The following is a 14,595-nucleotide window of genomic DNA, read 5'->3' on the forward strand; positions in this document are numbered from 1 at the left end:
TGCATCCCACCCGGGGCCGAGGTCGTCGGCACCATAGGTGTCCTCGTAAAAGCGTCTTATCTCGTTGATGTCTTGAAGAGCTACTCCGCGTCGAGAGATCGCGGACCAACCCCGAGAGTTCCGCACATAGCGCTGCGATGGTGGCAGCGTGGCTGAGGCGTAGAATCCTGGTGGGCGGCGAGACATGATGACTCCATCAGCGATCGAAGTATGGCGTCAGCTTAGTGACCAGGAACGGAAATTCCTCTGTGACGTCGACGCGGACGAAGAACTTGGTGTTGTAGTCGGTGCGCCGATCCCGGTAGGTGAATATGACATCCAGGATGGATCGCGCGCCAGCAAGGCGTGAGGGGCGGACCTCAACTCCGTGCAGGGATGCGCCGTCCGCAAATTGCTCCGCAGTCTTCAAGTATATCTGCGGGTATCTGACGGCAAGATAGTTCAGGGCGCGATGCTCGTCCGCGGCACCCTGGTTGTCCGCGACCTGCATCACGCGGTCGAACAGCTCGAGGGACGATCGCCTGAAGTGACGTCGTTCCTCTGCTGAAGTCCCGTCTCTCATCGGCAGCGAATCGACGAGTTCGTCCCTGTCGAACGAGTACAGGGAATCCATCGCTACCACAGGAAGCACGAGCCCGCCGCAACTTCCAGGGTTTGCAGGCGAGCCCCTGACTCCTAGGAGCACATCGACGTCTCCCGGGTGAGGTTCGGCGCGTACGGCATCGATGAGCAGATCGAAATCCGCTGGGTCACGTGGAACAACGATGTACGTCTCCAGCCCTTCGATGACGAACACCCAGCAGATGTGTCTGGCGAGATACCGATTCATCCTGTCGGAAAGGATGGTTGCGACAAGCTGGCGGTCGGTCGCGCCCACTGGCTCGTCGACTCTGGCGACGGCCTGCGCGAACTCCTTCTCTACGGCAACTGATGCGAAGACCGGGCGAATGCGGCCTATCGCGTACACGAATGTAGGTGTGAGCTCACCAAACCGCGCACGGTCCAGCTCCTCGCCGACCCTGCGGTCTGGGGCCCGTCCCGCTGCATCGAAAGCCGGGCCGGCTGGTGCCTTCGTGAAGGAGTCGCCATCACTAGGACCAGACCTCGGCTCAAAGGGCGCTTCAGCTGCGCTAGTGCTGGCCGTCATGCTCGCCCTTCCTTCCAACCAGCAGGACTCTCTCGTTCATGCGGCGTGCGCGTTGCCTGCAGCCGCCACATGGCGGAATGCCGGCCAACGTGGTGGCTCGCGCGATGACGTCACCTAGCCCGATCTCACCTTCCAAGATGAAGCCCGGCACGCCAATGCGCCGCAGCCGTGGCCCGCTCGTATCTCCACCAGCCACGTCACTGCTCGGCGCCCTCGAGGCTTCTGTCCGTTGCCTGCGGTGGAACAAGCGATAGAGCACGGTGTGCCTCCCATGCATCGACGAGTGGCGGCCCTGCACCGCGGCGCAGCGATTGCGGCAAATCCGATCGTCGAAGCGTTCGCAGCACGGCCTGCGCCGACGCGGGACCGTCGAGGCTGAGCAGCAGACCGATCATCCCGGTCGTAACGATCGCCGCGACGCTGCTGCCCGACATCTCGGCGGTACCCGCTCCAGGTGCCAGTCCCGGAACGCGCTCCCCGGGAGCGCGAACTCCGTTGACCTGAACCGATCGCGGTACATGCTGCGTGAGCACTCCGTCCGCCGTGCTCGCCGCGACGGGTAGCACCCATGGATGTCGGGTGAGTGTCGACCCAGCGCCGAACAGCTTGCTCGGCGCCGCCGAGACGACGAGTACGCCGAGTTGTGCTGCCCTGTCCAAGGCTATTCTCAGCAGTTGCTCATCGTCATAGGTGGGCCATACCGCGGCCGCGCTGATGTTTATCACGTCAACGTGTTGCTCCACCAGGTCGAGCAGGGCCGCAACCAACTCCTTCACGCCCCCCGCCGAGCAATTCCCATGACGGGCGGTGTGCCGCAAGGAGATTGGGTGCACGACGATCTCACACCCCGGGCACATGCCGGGTGGGACACCACTTCGATCGCTGGCGAGGGTTCCCACACTGAATGTGCCGTGCCTCAGTTCGTTCGACGCCGCCGAGCTGGGCAGCCGCCCCGACAGACGCATTCGAGAACCGGCGAGACGAGGGTGCGCTGCATCGAACGGGCCGTCGATCAGTCCGATCCGAACGCTCGCCGCTCCTTCGGTGAGGCTCATGAGCCGAGAAACGTTGGTCCGTGCAAGGACAGCGGTGAACTGGTTGCTCGTGACACCACCTCCCTTCCCCTCCACCTATGCCGGAGTGGAGTGAGATGTGGGGTAGCACCGCTTTCTGCAGGAAGGATAGGAAAGAACCCGAGACCGCCGGTCGGAAGTCAACCGCGTGATGGAACCGCTATTCGCTCCAGTGCGCGTGTCGTGACCGTCGGTTGATGTGAGGTCTCTGGTCGCCTGCCAAGGAAGAAGCGGGCAGTGCGCCGCCTTGCGCCTAGTCCGACTTCCGCCACCCCCGAAGCGCCTAGCGTCGGACGCCAGGCGCAACGGCCCATCCGCTGCAGAGCAACAATTCGAGGCAGAGGAACATGAATCGCGACCCCACGGGTTCTCCCGCCCCGAGCCGACTTCATCCACTGCGTTGGCGACATGGCGCTTAGCTAGGTCGTGTGCTCGTGCGCGGAGGTCGTGAGCCACCGGCTGGGTGCGCCCGGTCGAGCGCACTTGCTCGCCTGATGCGTGGGTGGAATGAGTCGCCTGAACGGTGCGGCGGACCAGTGTGTGGATCGCGGGCCCCCTCCGGGCTTCGAAGGCACCGGTGTCCGGCCGGTGCGCATCCCGGCCGGAGATGGTGGCGGCCGCTCCCGACCGCGGGCAGTGACCAACGGGGCAGCCGCCGTGGCCGCAACTCCTGCTCTCGCGCGGGCCGCCTCACCAGCGCGATACGACCGGACGGTGGCGGCGCATCTGGACCCTGCGCCGGTACGCCCCCCAGACTGGTGCGACAACCGACGGTCAGGAGGCCACCGTTGGGACTCGGCATCGATCTGGGCACCGCCACCACCGTCGTGAGCGACGCCCGCCGCGGCATCGTCTACGACGAACCGTCCGTCATGCTGCTGCGTCGCGACGGTGCCCGCCGGGGGCGGGTCCTCGCGGTCGGGCAGGAAGCGGCCGAGCTCCTCGGGCGCGCCCCCGCCGACAGGTTCACCCCGCTCCGGCCGCTGCAGGACGGGGTGGTCACCGACCTGGAGACCACGCGGCTGTACCTCCGCTCGGTCCTGCACAAGGCCGGACGACGGGTGTGGGAGTACCCGCTGCGCGCCGTCATCGGCGTCCCCGCCGGCTCCACCGCGCTGGAGCGCCGAGCGCTGCTGGAGGCCGCCGAGGAGGCGGGCATCCGGCCGGTGACGGCCCTCGACGGCTCGATCGCGGGCGCGGTCGGCTGCGGCATCGACCCGCTGGAACGGCGCGTGCACATGGTCGTCGACGTCGGGGGCGGCACCGCCGAGGCGGTGGCGTTCTGCTTCGGCGGGGTCCTCGCCCACCGGACGAGCAAGCTGGCCGGGGAGGAGATGACCCTGGCCGTCCTGCGGTACCTCCGCGAGCAGCACCAGCTGCACGTGGGCGAGGTCGAGGCGGAGCAGTTCAAGATCCGCGCCGGGTCGGACGGGGACGGGCCGATCGTCGTCCAGGGCCGCGACGCCGCCACCGGCCGGCCCCGGCTGGCCACGGTGCACGCGGCGGAGGTGACCGACGCCGTGCGGCCGATCACCGACGAGATCGTCCGGACGCTGGCCGCCTGCCTGGACGACCTGCCCCCGCAGGCGATCGCCGACGTGCTCGCCGAGGGGGTGCTGGTGTTCGGCGGGTCCTCGCGCGTCCAGGGCCTGCCGGTCGAGCTGGAGCGCAGCCTCGGTCTGCCGGTCAAGCTGGCCGAGGAACCCACCACCTGCGTGGCCGAAGGCGCCGCGCGGGCGGTGCGCGACCGCCGGCTGCTCGCCGCCTACGGCCGGGGCTGACCGTCACGGCGCCTGCACCGGGCCGGTGGCGACGACGTCCTGGCGGTGGTCGAGGTAGTAGCGCAGGCCCTCGGCCACCACGCTCTTCGCGGTGTTCCCGCCGGTCCCCGGCCCCTGCACGATCGCGGTCATCACGATCTCGGGGGCGTCCATCGGGGCGGCGGCGCTGATCCAGTTGTCGTACTCGCCCTCGGGCAGCCCGCCGTCCTGCGCGGTGCCGGTCTTCGCGCCGACCGCCACGGGCAGGCCGGCGAGCGAGACGGCGGTGCCTCCGGTCACGGCCAGCCGCATCCCCTCGCGGACCGGCCCCAGGTCGGCGGCGAACGGCACCGGCGTCGCGGCCGGCGCCGGGAGCGCCGTCCAGGTGCCCGCGTCCGCCCCGACCGCCAGGCCGAGCCGCGGGGTGACCAGGTTCCCCGTGGCGACGGCGGCGGTCCACCGGGCGTTCTGCAGGGGCGTGACCTGCAGCTCGCCCTGGCCGATGCCGAGGATGACGGTGGAGCCGCCGTACCAGGTGCCGCCGTCCGCCTCGACCGACTCCGGCGTGCCGAGGTAGCCGGCGGACTCGCCGGGCAGGTCGATGCCCGTGGGCTGCCCGACGCCGAGCGCCCGAGCCGTGTCGATCATGGTCTCGGCCCCGAGCGCGACGGCGAGCTTGTAGAAGTAGACGTCGTTGGAGATGGCGATCGACTCCACCAGGTCCATCGGCCCCATCGGCCGCCAGTTGCCGAAGGTGTGGCCGCCGTAGGTGAAGCTGGCCCCGGTGGGGATGTCCTGGCGCGGCGCGAGCACGGGATGGGCCTGGTTGGCCGCGGCCACGACCAGCTTGAACGTCGACCCGGGGGGCACGACCGCCTGGGTGACGTGCTCGAGCATCGGCGAACCGGGCGCCTCGGCCACGGCCTGCAGCGCCGCGCCGTCGATCGGCGGCCCGTAGACGTTGTTGTCGAACGACGGGGTGCTGGCGATGGCGAGCACCTGCCCCGAGCGCGGGTCCATCGCGACCGCGGCGCCGATCCTGCCCCGCGGCCGGGGCTGCGCGCGCACGGCCTCGGTCAGGCGGGCGTCGAGCGTCCGCTGCAGGCCCAGGTCGAGCGACAGCCGCAGGTTCGCGCCGGGCACGGGGTCCTGCCGTCCCGCCAGCGCCACCGGCACGCCCTCCGGGTCCACGTACACGCACTGCCGCCCGTTCACGCCGCGCAGCACCGCGTCGTACTGCTGCTCGAGCCCGGCGCGACCGACGATCTCGCCGGACGGCAGGCCGGGCCAGCGCTCCTCGTCCTCGGGTGTGGCCACCCCGGCGAAGCCGAGCACCGGTCCGAGCAGCGCGCCCTGGGGGTAGGCGCGACGCGGCTCCGGGACCACGAGCACGCCGGCGATGCCGGCCGCGGCGACCGCGGTACCGACGTCGCGCGGCACCTCGGCCACCGTCAGCGACAGCGTGGTGGCGTCCACCGCGCGGATCTGCGCGCGGAACTCCTCCGCCGGCCGGCCCGTCAGCCCGGCGAGCCGGTCGACGTCCGCGGGCCGGCTGCGCAGCAGGGCGGGGACGACGAGGACCTGGTCCACGCCGGTGCCGACGTCCGCGGCGTTCACGGCCAGCGGCGCGTCGTGCCGGTCGGTGATGGCGCCGCGCGGGGCGGGCAGGCGGATGCAGCGGGTCATCTGCTCCTCGCCGACCAGCTGGAGGTCGTCGCCCCGGGTGACCTGCAACCGCCAGCCGTACACGCCGAACGAGACGAGCAGCACCGAGAGGCCGAGCGCGGCCAGCCGGACCAGGCGCGGCCGCGGGTTGAGTCGGCCCGGCAGGGCCCACAGCCGCCTCCGGGCGCCGTCCCGGCGGACGGACAGGACGACCCCGATGGCGGCCAGGTGGACGACGAGCGCCGTCCCGCCGTAGCTGAGCATGGGGAGCGGGACGCCGGCGAGCGGGAGCAGGCCGAGGTTGGCCCCCACCGAGACGACGGTCTCGACCCCCACGAGGACCGCCAGCCCGCCGGCGACGAGCGCGCCGTGCGGCGTGCGGGACGCCCGGCTGGCCAGCGCGAGCCGCCAGACCAGGACGATCGCGGCGAGCACGACGACGGCGCCCGCGACCAGCCCCCACTGCCCCACCAGGCTGGCCAGCGCCAGGTCGGTCTCCCGCTCGGGCAGGTACTGCGCGCGCAGGCCCCGCAGGGGGTCGTCGGTCCGCCCGAACAGCCCGCCCGAGCCCACGGCGATGTGCGCCTGCCGCAGCGCCCAGCCCGACCCGGTCGGCGACTCGTGGGCGCCGACGAGGAAGGTGCCGAGGCGCTCGAGCTGATAGGGCCGCAGGAGGCTGATCATGAGCGGCGCCGAGACCGCCGCCGCGGCGGCCAGCGGCAGCAGGAACCGCGCGGGCACCCGCCCGAGCACCAGCATGGCGCCGACGAGGACGACGAGCAGCGTGGCGGTGCTGAGGTCCGGCTGGAGCAGGGTGAGCCCGATGGGCACGGCGGCGAGCAGCAGGGCCCAGGTGAAGCGCTGCCACACCGGCCGGCCGGAGGCGAGGACGGCGGCCAGGGCCAGCAGCAGCCCGAGCTTGGCCAGCTCGGACGGCTGGAACGTGAAGAAGCCGACCGCTATCCACCGGGTGGCGCCGTTCGCGGACAGGCCGACGGTGAGGACGCCGACGAGGAAGAGGACGGCGGCGCCGTAGGCCGCCCAGCCCAGGACGCCGAGGTACCGGGCGCGGACCCGCCAGAACACCGCCAGGGCCAGCACCCCGCCCGCGGCGATCAGCCCCTGCCGCACGGCGAGCTCGGTGTCGCCGATGAGGTGCAGGTTGGCCAGGCCGAGCACGACGAGGGTCAGCGCGGCCACGACGGCGAGCAGGTCGAAGGCGTTGGCGCGCCGCGTCCGGCGCCGGTCCCGGGTCCGCCGCAGGGCGGCCAGCGACACCTCCGGTGGGGTGTCGGGCTCGGCGGGCCCGCCGCGGAACCTCCTGCGCTGCTGCCGCGTCCACCGGCGGCTCCCGCGCCCCACCACCGGCGCCCGGGCCGGTCCTGCGATCGACATGGGTCCCTCCGGTGCGCTCACCCGGCCTGGTCGCCTGACCGGCACGAACCGACGACCACCGGGGCGGAGGCCGCGGCGGCGGGGACGTCGGTGACGGCGATGACGGTCACGGCCGGCGCGGGCGGGAGCGCGACGGTGCCGACCGCCGTGGCCCGCGCGCCCCCGGGCGGCACGGTGACCGTTCCCCCGGGTGCGGTCTGCGTGGCGCCGCTGCAGCGGTCGACGACCCGGTACGACCAGGCGACCGGCTGCTCCGCGGCACCCGGGACGAGCCGCACCAGCAGGCGCACCTCGCAGGGCGCGCCCGGCGCGCACGGCGCCAGCGGCCGCAGGTCGACCGCGGCCACCGCTCCGGCGGAGGCGGGCGCGGGCGCCTCGACGGGCAGGCCGTCGGGTTCGGGGGCCTCGGATGCCGCCGACCCGCTGCGCCCGGCGTCCAGCAGAACCCCGATGTCGGTGGTGATCTCGTCGCTGAGGACGGCGACCTCGAGCGCGACCACCGCGGCGAGGACGACCAGCGAGAACAGCCACGCGCCGACGCGCCGCGCCGCGCTGCCGGACCTCCCGCGGGCGGCGCGCGCTGCCGGGGTCGGCCGGTCCCCGGCACGCGCGGGAGCGGCCGGTGCGGCGCCACCCGCGGCCGGCGGACCGCCGAGGATCGCCCGCACCAGCGCGGCCAGTTCGGCCCGGACGGCCCCGCGGTCGATCGCGGCCGCGGCCTCCTCCAGGCTCCGCGCGACGGCGGGCACGCCGGCCACCGGGAGCTCCGCCACCGCCCGGTCGAGCCCGGCCAGCAGCCGGTCGGCCTCCGGATCCGCGCGGCCGGTGCGGCGGCGGGCCGCACCGGCGACGTCGGCGAGGACCGCGGCGACGGCGGGACCGCCCGGAGGGACCGCGGGTGGTCGACCGTTCCCCGTGCCGTCCGTCACGACGTGTCCGTCGGCGTCGACGCGGACCTGACGCGCCCCGAGCAGGGCGTCGCCGGTGCCCGCCGCGGAGCGCTGGTCCGCGGCCGCGAGCACCTGCGCGGCGATCTCGACGGCCTGCGCGGCCGTGAGCCGGGCCAGGGCGATCAGGCGGGTCAGGTCGACGGCGGGTGCGGGAGCCGGCGGCGGGTCGGCCGGCTTCCCGCCCGAGCGGCCGGGCAGGTCGGGAGCGTCGTCCGGCGCGCGCCGCTCGCCGGGCCGTCGGACCGTCACGTCCGTCATCGACAGCCACCCCCGCACGAGCGTCCGACCGGGCCCCCGTGACTGATCGGTCCCGATACTGCGGTGCGGGGCACCCGGACGTCACCGGGTCGCCGCGCGGTTCGTGCGGTGGACCCGCAAAGTCAGGACCAAGGACCCCGGGAGCCCAGGGCCGACGGACCGGTGGGGTCGACCGCGCCGCGCCCCGACGACGGCGGCGTCCGTCGGAGCAGTCCGGCGAGGCCCCGCCGGTCAGACCTCGTCCGGCGAGGCAGTCCCCTCCCGAAGCGCGTCGGTCAGCAGCGCCACCAGGGCCTCGAGCTGGACGTCGGCCGACGAGGCGAGCTCGTCGTCGGACCCGTCGAGCGCCCGGGCGGCGAGCCCGGCCTTGCTGTCGATCAGCTCGGCGATCCGGGCGTCGATCGTCTGGGCCGCGATGATCCGCCACGCGGTGACCGGCTCGCTCTGACCGATGCGGTGGCTGCGGTCGATGGCCTGGGTCTGCTCGGCGTCGGTCCAGGACAGCTCGGCGAGCACGATGTTCGAGGCGACCTGCAGGTTCAGCCCCACCCCGGCCGCGGTGAGCGAGCAGACCGCGACGGCGACGTCGGGGTCGTTCACGAAGGCGTCGATGTTCTCCTGCCGCGACGTGGACGTCTGGTCGCCGCGGATCGACGAGAAGCGCACGCCCTGCCGGGTGAAGACCTCCTCGGCGGCGTCCATCACGTCCACGTGCTTGGCGAAGAACACGACCTTGCCGGCGCTGCGGGCCAGCTGCGCCGCGTAGTCCGCGGCCAGCTGCGCCTTCGCCCGGCCGATGCGCCGCATCATGCCGAACACGTTCTCGCCGCTGCTCGTGGCCGCGTCCTTCAGCTCCGACCGGGCCACCCGCCGGGCGAGGTCGAGGTCGATGCCCTCGACGACGGCGTCGGACGGGCGGGCCGCCAGCGCGGTGCGGTACTGCGCCACCATCCGGCGGACGAGCTCCTGCTCGGCGGCCCGGATCGACCGCCCGGCCGCCCCGTCGAGCTCGACCGGGAGGTCGGCGATGCGGCGGGCGGGGATGTCGGCCGCGACGTCGACCTTGCGCCGGCGGACGATGCCCTGGTCGATCACGCACCGGCGGGCGGCCGGGTAGAAGCCGCGGTCGGCCGGGGTCAGGCCGGTCTCCTCCAGCGCCGTCATCAGGTCGCCGAGCGGCGTGGTGTCGTCGATCCAGCCGAGGAACTGCCAGATGGCCCGGAAGTCGTCGATGTCGTTGATCAGCGGCGTGCCGGTGAGGGCCATCAGCAGCGGTCGGGGGGTGCGGGCCCGGACGCGCTCGGACAGGCGCAGCACGTGCTGCGAGCGCTGCGACGACTTGTTCTTGATGAAGTGCGCCTCGTCGACCACCATGCCGCGGAAGCCGAAGGCGCCCAGCCAGCCGACGTGGCGGTCGAGCACCTCGTAGTTGACGACGACGATGTCGGCGAAGCCGTCCACCGCGTCGCCGTCGCCCTGCACCACGGTGGCCGGGCGGTGCGGCGTCCAGCGGGCCGCCTCGCGGGCCCAGTTGGTCTTGACGACGTTCGGCACGACGACGAGCAGCGGGTAGGCGTCCGCCGCCTCGGCCGCGAGCAGGGCCTGGGCCGTCTTGCCCAGCCCCGGCTCGTCGGCGAGCAGGAAGGTCCGGTGGCCGGCCGCGGCCGCGGCGACCAGCTGACCCTGGTGCGGCATCAGCTCCAGGCCCTCGGGGGTGAACCGGGACGTCGGGAAGGGCAGGTCCATGCACGCCGGCGCTCCCCCGCCGGCCCGCTCGAACGAGCTCAGCAGCGGGCCGAGCAGCTCCCACCCGGCCAGCCGGCGCGGACGCGCGACGGGCTGCGCGCCGGCGGAGAAGTCGGGCGCGAGGAAGGGGTTGGCCAGCTGCCGCGAGAGCACCGACTGGGGCACCATCCGCCGCTCGGGCGCCGGGTCGGCCGCGGGCGCCTCCTCGGCCACCTCGTCGGGACCGGGGTCGATGCCGACCGCCCGGAGCATCTCCTGCCGGAGGGAGCGGGCCGCGTCGGAGACGACGGCGTCCTCGGCCAGCAGCGCGAGCAGCCCCGCGTTCTGGACGGCGGTCCGCGCCAGGATCGCCGCGATCCCGTCCAGACGCTTGAGCTGCTCGGCCGTCTGGGCGTCGCTGCCGGCCCCCTCGGCCCGCAGGCGGGCGCGCTCGTCGCGCAGCAGCAGGGCGACGGCCTGGAACTCCGTGCGCACGGACGGCGTCACGTGGCCGCGCCGCACGGCCGCCTCGACCTCGCGCACGGTGCGGGCGAGCACCGAGACGAGGTCGCCGCGGTGGTGGACGCGTCGCTGCGTGCGGTGGGCGGTACGGCGAGCGCCCGTCTGGCGCTGGCCTGGTCGAGCCACGTACTCCTCCTCCTGGGTGCCGGGCACGGTGGCCGCGGCAGCATGCCGCACGATCCCGCGCCCGCGACGGAGCAGGTCCCGAGCGGCGGCCCGGCGCTGTCGGACGACGAGCCGCACTGCGGATCCGGCGAGGATCGACGCCTCGGGCCGCAGCGGGCCTCTCGCGGGCTCGCGGTCGCTGCTCCGTCGGTGTCAACGTACGCGCACGCGGATGATTCCCGGCTGTCGGCTCGTGCCGTGGTAGGCGCGCGCACGGCCGGGTGTCGGGCTCGTGCCGGGCCGGCCGGGTCGTCGCGTGGTCGGAGCCGGCGCGGGGTGGGGTGGTCACGCGGCGGGCTCGGTGAACCTGTCCGGCCGGACGTCGGTGTAGGTGCGGACCGGCACCTCCAGCACGACCGGTCCGGCGTCGCGGAACTCGAAGGTGACCGGCACGCTGAACCCGCTGCGCAGGGTCTCCCGCAGCCCGGTCAGCTCCAGGTGCGGTCCGGTCACCTCGCGGAGCACCGCGACGCCACCCGGGGGCACGGGCACGTCGACGCGCGGCTCCGGTGAGGCGTCGCCGTCCCGGAGGACGACCTCCTCCGCGACGTCGGTGCCGGCGCCGGTGAGCGCGTCCTCGGCCTCGCCGTCGTTCGCGACCGTCAGCAGGAGCGCGGCGCTGTCACCGGCGATGTGCAGGCTGCCCCGCGTGCCGGGGGACGCGAGGGACACGCTGAGCAGCCGCAGCTCGCCCACCCGCCCGTCGACGCTGTCGAGGCCGATCCTGGCCCGGTCGAGGTTCGAGGAACCGGTCCGCGCCGACCCGCAGCCGGCGAGCACCAGCAGGAGGAGCGCGGTCGTGGCGAGGACTCCGGTGCGTCTCATGCCGACTCCAGGGCTCGAGGAGGGATCCCTCGTCAGAGGGTGATGAAACCGGTCGCCAGGCCGACGACGCCGGTGACGCCCGCGGCCACGACGACGGCGCAGAGGGCCATCTCGGTGGCGCTGAACAGCCGGCGGCCCCGTTCGCTGCGCGCCTTGACGTACAGCAGGGTGGCCGGGGCGAGGATCACCGTCGCGAGCAGCAGGAACTTCAGGCCCGCGGCCTCGAACAGGAACAGCGTGTAGGCGGTCGCGATCCCCGCGACGACCGCCTCCTTGCGGCGCGTCCTCCCGTCCACGTCCTCGTAGGACTCGCCCGTCAGGCCGAGCTTGAGGGCGTAGGCGGCGGCGAGGAAGTACGGGATCAGCGCCAGGCAGGTGGACAGGTCGAGCATGAAGTTCAGCGCGTCGGTCAGGACGAGCGTCGCGGCGAGCAGCCCCTGCACGGCCAGGGAGGTCACGACGAGCGCCGTGATCGGCGTCGCCTTCTCGTTCTCCCTGCCGAGGAAGGCCGGGAAGTCCTCGTTGCGGGCCGGGATGTACATCACCTCGGCCGCCATCAGGGTCCAGGCGAGGTAGGCGCCGAGGACCGAGACGATGACGGCGATGCTGATGAACCAGCTGCCCCAGTCGCCGACGACGGACTCGAACAGCCCGATCATCGACGGCTGGCGGGTGGCGGCGATCTCCGGCTGCGGCAGGACCGCGTAGCTCGACAGCGTCACCAGGGCGAAGATCGACAGCACGCTGAGGAAGCCCAGGACGGTCGCCCTGCCGACGTCCTGACGACGCTTGGCGTAGCGGGAGTAGACGCTGGCGCCCTCGATGCCGATGAAGACGAACGTCGTGATGATCATGGTGTTGCGGACCTGCTCGTCCAGCGAACCGAGGTCGCCGTAGCCGGTGGCGAGCCAGTTGTCGGAGAAGACCCCGGCGTCGAACGCCACGAACAGCACGACGACGAAGACGAGGATCGGCACGATCTTGAACACCGTCACGATCCGGTTGACCACGGCGGCGTCGCGCACCCCGCGGGCGATCAGGACGTGGAACAGCCAGACACCGACCGTGCCGATCGCCACCGCGAGCACGGTGTCCCCGTCGCCGAAGGCGGGGAAGAACGTGCCGAGGGTCGCGGTGATGAACACCCAGTAGAAGGTGTTGCCGGCGACCGCGCTGGCCCAGAAGCCGATGGCGGAGTTGAACCCCACGTAGTCGCCGAAGCCGGCCTTGGCGTAGATGAACACGCCGGAGTCCAGCTCCGGTTTGCGGATGGCGAGGTTCTGGAAGACGAAGGCCAGCATCAGCATGCCCGTGCCCGCGACGGCCCAGGCGATCAGCGACCCGAGGACGCCGGTCGCCACACCGAAGCGGGCGGGCAGCGAGAACACCCCCGCGCCGACCATGCTGCCGACCACCATCGCGGTCAGCGTGGGCAGGCTCATCTTCCCCGGCGCCGCGCTCGGGGCCTCGGCAGTCACGTCTGCGACGCGAGGGGGAGGAATCGTGTCGACCATCGTCAGCTCGTCTCCGTCCGGGACGGGTCGGGCACCGTCGCCTCGACCTTCTCGATCTTGAACCCGGTGACGCCGTAGAGGACGCTCAGCGCGGGGCTCGCGTAGCAGAAGACGGCCCAGGGCGCGTAGAGCAGCGTCGAGACGCCGAGGGTGGCGGCCATGAACGCCCCGCACGAGTTCCACGGCACCAGCGGGGAGGTGACCGTGCCGCTGTCCGCGGCCAGCCGGGACAGGTTGGGGGGCGCGAGGCCCCGTCGCCCGAACTCGACGCGGAAGACGCGCGTGGGGAGGACCAGGGCGATGTACTGGTCGCCGGCGACGACGTTCAGGCCGAAGGCGCAGACGAACACGGTGAGGAACAGCCGCCCGGTGCTCGTGGCGGCGGCGACCATCGGATCGACCAGCCGGGCGATCAGCCCGAACCGTTCCAGCAGGACGCCGAAGGTCACCGCCCCGAAGATGAGCCAGAGCGTGAGCAGCATGCTGGACATGCCACCGCGGGAGACGAGCCGGTCGACGTCGACGAGGCCGGTGTCGGCGGTGAAGCCGGTGGCCATGGCTTGCCAGGTCGCCTTGATCGACTCGACGACCACGTCGCCCTGCCCGGCGACGAAGTCGGCGACGACCTGGGGTTGGGTGAACGCCGCGAGCACGCCCGCGGACAGCGCCGACCCGAGCAGGGCCAGCGAGGCCGGCGCCTTGCGCACCGACAGCACCAGCAGCAGCAGCAGAGGCAGCAGGTTCACCGGGCTGATCCAGAACAGCTCGTCCAGATCCGCCAGCTCCGTGCTGGTCGGGACCACGTCGCGCACATCGGGGCCCGTGACCCAGCCGAGCACGAGGAAGACGACGAGCGCGACCCCGAACGCCGGCACCGAGGTCCACACCTGGCGCTTGATGTGCTCGCGTGGGTCGACGCCCACCATCTGGGCGGTCAGGACGGTGGTCTCCGACAGCGGCGAGGTCTTGTCCCCGAGGTAGGAGCCGGAGATCACCGCACCCGCCGTGACCGCCACCGAGACGTCGAGCAGGGTGGCGATGCCGAGCAGGCCCACGCCGACCGTACCCGCGGTGGTCCAGGAGCTGCCGATGCTCAGCGCGACGACCCCGCAGATGATCGCCGTGGCAGCGTAGAACCACGACGGGGAGAGCACCTGGATGCCGTAGTAGACGAGGGTGGGGATGGTGCCGGACAGGTTCCAGGTGCCGATCAGGGCGCCGACCGCGAGCAGGATGAACATCGCGCTCGTCACCGAGGCGATCGCCTCCTGCTCGGCGTGCCCCACCTCGTCCCAGCTGTGCCCGTTCTTCCGCGCGATCAGGGCCGCGATCGCGGTGCACCCCACCAGCGCCACCTGGACGGGGCCGTCCAGGGCATCGAGACCGAACAGCGCCAGGGAGCCGGCGATCAGCGCCGCCAGCGCGCTCAACGGCAGCAGTGCGTCGACCAGCGACGGTCGTCGCGCCGTCAGGACGTCCCGCTCTGCCATCGCGTGCCTCGTGATCGAGAAGTCTCTGCTCCTGGGCTCTCGCCCCCGGGGGCCGGCAGGGGGACCCCCCGGGGCCGGCGAACCCGCCCGCGGGCCGCCACCCACC

General features: G+C 72.8%; 9 protein-coding genes. 1 reads left to right on the top strand and 8 read right to left on the bottom strand.

Features of this window, described 5'->3' with window-relative positions:
* Window positions 1–196 precede the first annotated feature (196 nt).
* On the bottom strand, window positions 197–967 hold the full coding sequence (locus ACI78S_RS17175; RefSeq protein WP_456975492.1) for a cyanobactin maturation protease PatG family protein: 771 nt from the start codon (window positions 965–967) through the stop codon (window positions 197–199).
* 377 nt (window positions 968–1,344) lie between these two features.
* The gene (locus ACI78S_RS17180) at window positions 1,345–2,202 is read right to left on the bottom strand and encodes a S8 family serine peptidase (protein ID WP_456975494.1); all 858 of its coding nucleotides are present in this window, start codon (window positions 2,200–2,202) and stop codon (window positions 1,345–1,347) included.
* Between the two features lie 806 nt (window positions 2,203–3,008).
* Between ACI78S_RS17180 and ACI78S_RS17185 the strand changes: the two genes are divergently transcribed.
* Window positions 3,009–4,001 carry a rod shape-determining protein gene (locus tag ACI78S_RS17185; RefSeq protein ID WP_456975496.1) on the top strand — a complete coding sequence of 331 codons (993 nt, stop codon included), beginning with the start codon at window positions 3,009–3,011 and terminating at the stop codon, window positions 3,999–4,001.
* A gap of 3 nt (window positions 4,002–4,004) precedes the next feature.
* Here the strand turns inward: ACI78S_RS17185 and ACI78S_RS17190 are convergent, their stop codons facing one another.
* From ACI78S_RS17190 to nhaC, 6 genes are all read right to left on the bottom strand, one after another.
* Complete coding sequence (locus ACI78S_RS17190) at window positions 4,005–7,040, bottom strand: FtsW/RodA/SpoVE family cell cycle protein (RefSeq protein WP_456975498.1); 3,036 nt, start codon at window positions 7,038–7,040, stop codon at window positions 4,005–4,007.
* A 17-nt stretch (window positions 7,041–7,057) separates the two neighbouring features.
* The gene (locus ACI78S_RS17195; protein ID WP_456975500.1) at window positions 7,058–8,248 is read right to left on the bottom strand and encodes a hypothetical protein; all 1,191 of its coding nucleotides are present in this window, start codon (window positions 8,246–8,248) and stop codon (window positions 7,058–7,060) included.
* A 231-nt stretch (window positions 8,249–8,479) separates the two neighbouring features.
* Complete coding sequence (locus ACI78S_RS17200) at window positions 8,480–10,621, bottom strand: DEAD/DEAH box helicase (RefSeq protein WP_456975502.1); 2,142 nt, start codon at window positions 10,619–10,621, stop codon at window positions 8,480–8,482.
* 324 nt (window positions 10,622–10,945) lie between these two features.
* Entirely contained in the window at window positions 10,946–11,485 is a 540-nt protein-coding gene (locus tag ACI78S_RS17205) for a copper chaperone PCu(A)C (protein ID WP_456975504.1), read from the bottom strand.
* 32 nt (window positions 11,486–11,517) lie between these two features.
* Window positions 11,518–12,963, bottom strand: a complete 1,446-nt coding sequence (locus ACI78S_RS17210) for a basic amino acid/polyamine antiporter (RefSeq protein WP_456975506.1) — start codon at window positions 12,961–12,963, stop codon at window positions 11,518–11,520.
* Between the two features lie 38 nt (window positions 12,964–13,001).
* Window positions 13,002–14,594, bottom strand: a complete 1,593-nt coding sequence (gene nhaC / locus ACI78S_RS17215) for a Na+/H+ antiporter NhaC (protein ID WP_456975508.1) — start codon at window positions 14,592–14,594, stop codon at window positions 13,002–13,004.
* Between the last annotated feature and the right edge of the window lies 1 nt (window position 14,595).

It is taken from the genome of Geodermatophilus sp. SYSU D00815, assembly GCF_054050035.1.

Bases quoted from the DNA above. Each gene is read 5' to 3' on its own strand.
- ACI78S_RS17180 (WP_456975494.1), bottom strand. From the start codon at position 2,202: ATGAGCCTCACCGAAGGAGCGGCGAGCGTTCGGATCGGACTGATCGAC.
- ACI78S_RS17195 (WP_456975500.1), bottom strand. From the start codon at position 8,248: ATGACGGACGTGACGGTCCGACGGCCCGGCGAGCGGCGCGCGCCGGAC.
- ACI78S_RS17190 (WP_456975498.1), bottom strand. From the start codon at position 7,040: ATGTCGATCGCAGGACCGGCCCGGGCGCCGGTGGTGGGGCGCGGGAGC.
- ACI78S_RS17205 (WP_456975504.1), bottom strand. From the start codon at position 11,485: ATGAGACGCACCGGAGTCCTCGCCACGACCGCGCTCCTCCTGCTGGTG.